The sequence below is a fragment of the uncultured Mucilaginibacter sp. genome, from assembly GCF_903913935.1.
Lineage (GTDB): Bacteria > Bacteroidota > Bacteroidia > Sphingobacteriales > Sphingobacteriaceae > Mucilaginibacter.
Genome location: NZ_CAIWNH010000128.1, coordinates 1 through 7,298, shown reverse-complemented (window position 1 = coordinate 7,298; position 7,298 = coordinate 1). Strand labels below are relative to the sequence as shown.

Genomic DNA, 7,298 nt, shown 5'->3' with positions numbered 1-7,298 from the left:
TTAAAGAAATATATATGAAAAGGAATTCATTCAAAATCTTATTAGTCCTCGCCATTTTAACGGGCGGACTGATTTCGTGTGATAAGAATAAGATTCTTACACCAAACTACCAGGTATCTTCGCAGCAGGTTTACAGTGACCCAAAAAGCATCGTTGAAGCTGCCGCAAAAGTTTACGGAGCATTCGCGCTAACCGGTAATTCAGGCCCTGCAGGAGCAGGTGACATCGCAGGGATCGACGAAGGTACTTCTGATTTTTTCCGCCTGCTTTGGTACGCTCAGGAGCTGCCAACTGATGAAGCAGTTATAGCATGGGGTGACCCGGGCGTACCTGACTTTCACCAGATGAGCTGGTCTTCATCTAACTTAATCATCACCGGTTTATACTATCGCAGTATGTACCAGATCACGCTGGCAAACGATTTTATCCGCCAAACCAGCGATGCAAACCTGGCAAGCCACGGAATTTCCGGTACTGATGCTACCAACATCCGTTATTTACGTGCAGAGGCCCGTTTTTTAAGAGCTTACCAATACTCAGTATTGATGGACCTTTTTGCCCAGCCGCCATTTGTAACAGATGCTAACGCTGTAGGCTCTATCGTTCCGCCACAAACAACCCGCACTGCGCTGTTTGCCTATGTTGAAGGTGAGCTGAAAGCTATAGATCCTTTGATGGTGGCCCCGATGAAAAATCAATATGGCCGTGCTGACCAGGGCGCCGTTTGGGCCTTATTATCCCGCATCTATTTAAATGCGCAGGTTTATACCGGCACTGCCAGATATAATGACGCGATCACTTATGCCAGCAAAGCTATCAGCGCAGGTTACGCGCTGATCCCTAAATATGATAACTTGTTCCTGGCTGATAACAACCTGAACACTAGCGAAAACATACTCACCATTGAGTATGATGGCGCTAATACGCAAGGATACGGTGGTACAACCTTTATGACCCACGCACCGGTTGGCGGCTCGATGCCATCAGTTGATTTCGGTATCGGCGGTGGCTGGGGCGGTGTACGTACTACCAGCAACCTGGTTAACCTTTTTCCTGCTAACACCAGCACTGCGTTCCCTAATAACGGCAACCCCGATGCCCGTGCTGAATTCTGGACACAGGGCCAAAATCTTGCGATCAATGACGTAACCAACTTTAAAGATGGTTATGGCGTAACCAAGTGGAGAAACGTTACCAGTACCGGCGCACAAGGTTCAAGCTCAAATTTTTCAGATGTTGACGAACCTGTTATCCGCTTATCTGAAGTTTACCTGAATTATGCTGAAGCAGTTTTACGCGGCGGCACTAACGGAACTTCAGGTTTAGCACTAGCCTATGTTAACAAGATCCGCGAAAGGGCATACGGCGGCCCAGCTGGCGATATCACATCGGGCCAGTTAACCCTTAGCTTTATCCTTGATGAAAGAGGTCGTGAATTATTCTGGGAAGGCTTCCGCCGCACAGATTTGATCCGTTACGGTATCTTCACCGCGGTAACATCAGATTCACGTTCAGTTTGGCCATTTAAGGGTGGTGTAAAAACCGGCGCAGGCGTTGCCGATTATCGCAACCTGTACCCTATTCCTGATCAGGACAGGTCAGCAAATCCAAACTTAAAACAAAACCCGGGCTATTAATTGCCGGGAACTAATAGATCGTATTTACGTTTTAATTAAAGTAAAAAATATTAACATGAAAAAAGTTCTAAGCAAATTCATCGCATTAAGCAGCATCGGACTGCTAATGCTATCAGCCTGTAAAAAGGACGGAACGCTGGTAACTTCAAACGGAGGAAAGGCGGGAAGCCTAACGGCATCGTCAACAACTCTAATGTTGGACAAAACCAAGTTAACCGACACTTCGAAGGTAATCAAATTCAGCTTTACATCCGCTGATTATGGCTTCAGTGCCGCTGTAACCAACACATTGCAGATTGATGCAGCTGGTGATAACTGGGCAAAGCCAACATCGGTAACTTTAGGCAATAAGGTATCTTCACAAGGCTATTCAACAGTAGACTTTAACAACCTTGTATTAAAGCTTAATTTACCTGCTGGTGTAGCATCAACCGTTAACGTGCGCATCATGCATTCAATTTCATCAGGCGTTGCACCTGTATACTCAAATGTGCTTGCACTTAGTGTTACGCCATTTAATTTAACATCATGGCTGTATATAACAGGAGCTTCCTTTGGATGGCAAAACCCAGGCCCGCAAGAGGATAGCCTGATATCTGTTACAGGTAATGGTGTTTATACGGGCATCGTTAATTTCACTGACGGCAACAACCAATTTTTGGTATTGCCCGCTAAAAACTGGAATAATAAATACGCAACTACCGGCAACTCAACGCCAAGCACTACGATTACTTATAACGCCTCAAATAACCTTAATGCGCCAACTGCAGCCGGCTGGTACATTGTAACAGTGGATTTAAACGCCAATACAGTTTCATTTGCTCTCGCAGATTTCTATAGCATTATAGGTGATGCGGCCCAGGGATGGGGTACAGACGTACCGATGAAGTACGTAAATGATGGAAACGGAAACTGGGTTGCTACAACAGCTTTGGTGTCAACAGGATCATTTAAAGTAAGGCGTAATGATGACTGGAGCAACAGCTGGGGTATTCCAAAAGCAGGCTCGGCAGGAGCCGGCGTACCGCTAACATTAAATAACACAAGCAATGATAACATATCTATTGCTTCCAGTGGTAATTACGTGGTAACCTTTAATGCTCCGGCAACAGCATTTGGCTCACCTGCACTTGTAACCACTACTTATACGCTTACAAAACAATAGGAGTAACATACAGAGTTGATTGATTTGAAAGCCCGCCTGGTGAAAACCAGCGGGCTTTTTTAATGCCACTTTCAGCTGACTAAATTGAATGATGAATATTATAGCAAAAAGAAATCCGGAGCCTTAATGACTCCGGATTTTTTCAACTCTTATGCTCAATATAAATGGCAATTCAACTTTTTCTACGCCACTCCTACTATGAACTATGAACCATCAACTACCTGTTCCCTATCTCCACATAATCCCTGTTGGTAGCACCAACATAGATCTGGCGAGGGCGGCCGATCGGCTCTTTATTGTCCTTCATTTCTTTCCATTGCGCTATCCAGCCCGGTAAACGGCCAAGGGCAAACAATACGGTAAACATATCTGTAGGGAAGCCAAGCGCCCTGTATATAATACCTGAGTAGAAATCGACGTTAGGGTACAATTTCCGTTCAACAAAATAAGGGTCCTTTAAAGCCACCTCTTCCAGTTTTTTGGCTATATCCAATACTTCATCGTCAATGCCTAATTTTTCAAGGATATCGTCGCAGGCTTTTTTAATGATCTTTGCCCTCGGGTCGAAATTTTTATAAACCCGGTGACCGAAGCCCATCAGGCGGAAAGGATCGTTTTTATCTTTTGCCTTGGCAATCCATTTATCGGTATTACCGCCATCAGCTTTAATTTTTTCAAGCATCTCTATCACTTCCTGGTTCGCCCCCCCATGCAACGGCCCCCACAATGCCGAAATACCGGCTGATACCGATGCATAGAGATTCGATTCAGACGAACCAACAATCCGCACCGTTGACGTAGAACAATTCTGTTCATGGTCGGCATGTAATATCAGCAATGTATTCATTGCACTCACCACAACCGGATCAATTTCAATCTCTTCGGTACGTTGTCCAAAGGTCATATACAAAAAATTGGTCACGTAATCGTATTTGTTCTGCGGATAAATGTATGGATGACCTAATGATTTTTTATATATCCAGGATACTATAGTGGCCATTTTAGCAAGCATTTTGATAATACTCAAATGAAGCTCAGCCTCTGATTGATGCGATTTGAGCGATTCCGGATAAAAGGCAGACAATGCACACACCAGCGACGACAGCTGTCCCATGGGATGCGCTTTTGAAGGGAACCCGTCAAAAAACTTCTTCATGTCCTCGTGCACGAGGGTATACCGGCTTATTTCATACTGAAAATCTTTCAATTGCTTTTCAGTAGGCAACTCGCCATAAATCAGCAGGTAGGCCACCTCAATAAAACTTGATTTTCCGGCAAGTTGTTCAATAGGATACCCGCGGTATTTAAGTATGCCAAGCTCGCCATCCAAAAAAGTGATGGCACTTTTTGTCGCCCCGGTGTTTTTGTAACCGATATCAAGGGTAACATACCCTGTCTGGTCTCTTAATTTTGAAATATCAATCGCTTTTTCACCTTCTGTACCCTCAATAACGGGCAGGTCATACGTTTTATCGCCAATTTTTAATTGTGCACTCTCCGACATAGGAATATTATTAATCTGCAACAAATGTAAATAAATCTGCGTATTAATGCCCGGTTATAAAAGCTACAATTTGTAAAATTTTAGTTGTGATATTTCTCATAAGCAACAATATCAAAACTACCCTTTAATTGCAGCCGATATAAAGGTGGGAAACCACCTGTGCATGATTGATATATTATTGTTTTCGCTATTTTTTGCGGCAAGTTTCCATTTTTAGAAACCGGCAAAATTCAAACAATTTTGGTTTAACAAATTAATAATTTTTTAAGAGCTGAATAAGTATGTCGTTTAAAAGCAAGTTGTTGTTCATATTACAAAACGATAACACCATTTACCGGCTATTGCTGGTCGGGTTGCTTATTGCCAATCCTGCGCTTCATTATTTATGTCTTTACAAGTCGTATGACCCTATTTGGTTACGGTCAGTAAACGCTGCCTTGTGCATCATCGCTTTAGGGCTTTCATTTTACCCGGGCAAATATTTCGCAAAATTTAGCCAGTATGCGGCTATACTATCATTTTTGGCAATAAACAACTGTATTTTATTAAGCAGAAACGGCTTTAGCCATGTTTACCTTTTTAGTTCTATCACCATATTTATAGCGCTCACGTTGTTTTGTAAAAAACGATGGGAATTTGTTACTATTTGCATCCTCAACCTGTTTGCCACCCTCGTTGCATACTTTACGGCGGCGCAATTAAATATCTCGGTGGTGGTATTGGTTGTGCTGCTGCTCACCTTTACATTAATAGCATATGTTTCGTTTTTAGTAATGAAGGCTTACAATCTTAAATTTAACAAGGCTGTAAACCATGTGGTAGAATTGAATAAATCGCTAATGATGAATGATGAAATACTGAGGAGTAAGCGTAACAACCTGAATTCACTCATCAACTCGCTAAACGAAATTATTTTTGAATTTGATGAAAACAAGATTTGTTTGAATACCTGGTTTCGTAAAACTGACGACAGGATCATTGATCCGGCAATATTTACCGGAAAAAAACTGGCGGATGTTTTCGGGTACGACAAAGCAAAAAAATATGATGACGCCTTAGAACAGGTAATCAAAACCAGGCGGCAGATAACCATTGAATTTAATTCTGATTTTGGCTCCGGCCGCTGGTTTGTAGCTCGTCTCGCTCCTGTTTTTGATCCCGCCGGCAATTATACATTCAGGATCTCTGCATCGGTAACTGACATTTCGGAACAAAAAAAATACGCCGACGAGTTAAAAGAAAAAGAGGCATTGCTGCTTGAGGCACAAGCGATTGCAAAAACCGGGAACTGGTCATATGATCACTCGACCAAAGAGACCTATTGGTCAAAAAGCTTGTATAATATCCTCGAAATTGACAATATCCCGGAAGATATAAGCAAATACGAATATTACATCAGCCTGATTCACCCTGATGACCGGGATAAGGCTTACCGGTATTTTTCGAACCTGAAAGAAACCTATGAAAGCCAGTTTGAATACCGGTTGATAACTCCCAACGGAAATTTAAAATACTTCAGGGCTTTAAAAGGAAAGCTTATTACTCATGAAGATGGCAGGCCCAAACGTAGTTTTGGTGTATTGCAGGATATTACGGAAACAAAAATAGCCGAAAAGAAAATAAAAGTAAGCCAGGCCGAACTTGAGGAAGCGCAAACCATTGCAAAAATCGGCAACTGGAAATGGGATGTGACAATGAATAAGCTCACATGGTCTGACGAGATCAACAATATCTTTGAACTGGATCCGGCATCGATCGCTGCACAAAACTTCATTAAATTATTAACTAAATATGCCCATCCTAATGACAGGCATGTCCTGAAACAACATTTAAAGGATCTTTCTAAAATAACGAATACCTCTTACGAATACCGGATCATTACGCCAAATGGCAATATCAAGTATCTAAGCATCATCGTGGGGAAGCTAATTAAGCGCGAGGACGGGGTACTACGCAAAGTAATCGGCACGTTACAGGATATTACAGACCGCAAACTGGCTGAACTAGAATCGCAGCGTACCGAGAACAAATACAAGTTGGTATTAGAGACTATTAAGTTACCTACAGTATCAGTAGATAGCAATGGCGATGTCATCTTTTGTAATAAATATGCCGCAGAAATGCTGGGCTACTTGCAAACTGAAATATTGGGTTTAAACTGGATCAATCATTTTGTTCCGGAGAACTCAAGAAATAACACATCGGAATTATTTGAAAACGACTCATTTAAACCTCAAAACATCAATTCAGTAATTTGCCGTAATGGCGAACAACGCGTTATAAGCTGGCAAAACACGATAAGCTATGACGAGAACGGCCAGATTAAGGAAGTAACCGGCATTGGCGAAGATATAACTGAGCGGCAGAAAAAAACGCTGGAATTGATCACGGCGAAAGAACAGGCCGAAAAATCATCCCAATTTAAGTCGGAGTTCCTGTCTACGATGAGTCATGAGATCAGGACGCCAATGAACGCGGTGATCGGCACAACCAACTTATTATTATGTGAAGACCCAAAGCCTGATCAATTGGAATACCTGAACATCCTTAAGTTTTCAGGAGAAAACCTGTTGGCTATTATCAATGATATTCTTGATTACAATAAAATTGAGGCCGGGAAATTGGAATTAAACAAAATTCCGTTTAGTGTTCACCACCTTACGCAAAGAATAAAAAAATCGTTTTATGCAAAAGCGACGGAGAAGAATCTCGATATAGAATTGACTATCGACGATGATATCCCCGCCCTGCTAATAGGCGACCAGGTAAGGTTAGGACAGGTACTGAATAACCTGGTGAGCAATGCCATTAAATTTACACATTACGGCAAAGTTATAATCAGGCTCGACCAGCAAATGCAAACAGGAAATTCGGCTAAAATCAACTTTATAATAACGGATACAGGGATCGGTATTGCCCCCGAAAACCTGCATATTATTTTTGACCCGTTTGAGCAGGAAACCCAAAACTCGGATGCAGATTATGGGGGGAC

Annotated in this window: 4 protein-coding genes; 3 read left to right on the top strand and 1 reads right to left on the bottom strand. The window is 42.2% G+C overall.

Annotated elements, in window-relative coordinates; translation table 11 throughout:
* Nucleotides 1–1,637 (top strand): RagB/SusD family nutrient uptake outer membrane protein (locus QZY09_RS04795; RefSeq protein ID WP_367119166.1); only part of this gene is annotated, 1,637 nt, incomplete at its 5' end.
* Between the two features lie 55 nt (nt 1,638–1,692).
* The gene (locus QZY09_RS04790; protein ID WP_295668866.1) at nt 1,693–2,802 is read left to right on the top strand and encodes a SusE domain-containing protein; all 1,110 of its coding nucleotides are present in this window, start codon (nt 1,693–1,695) and stop codon (nt 2,800–2,802) included.
* Nucleotides 2,803–3,019: 217 nt separating this feature from the next.
* On the opposite strand, the gene QZY09_RS04785 is transcribed toward QZY09_RS04790, so the two are convergent.
* Nucleotides 3,020–4,306, bottom strand: a complete 1,287-nt coding sequence (locus QZY09_RS04785; protein WP_295668862.1) for a citrate synthase — start codon at nt 4,304–4,306, stop codon at nt 3,020–3,022.
* A 281-nt stretch (nt 4,307–4,587) separates the two neighbouring features.
* On the opposite strand from QZY09_RS04785, the gene QZY09_RS04780 reads away from it, so the two are divergent.
* Nucleotides 4,588–7,298 (top strand): PAS domain S-box protein (locus tag QZY09_RS04780; RefSeq protein ID WP_295668859.1); only part of this gene is annotated, 2,711 nt, incomplete at its 3' end.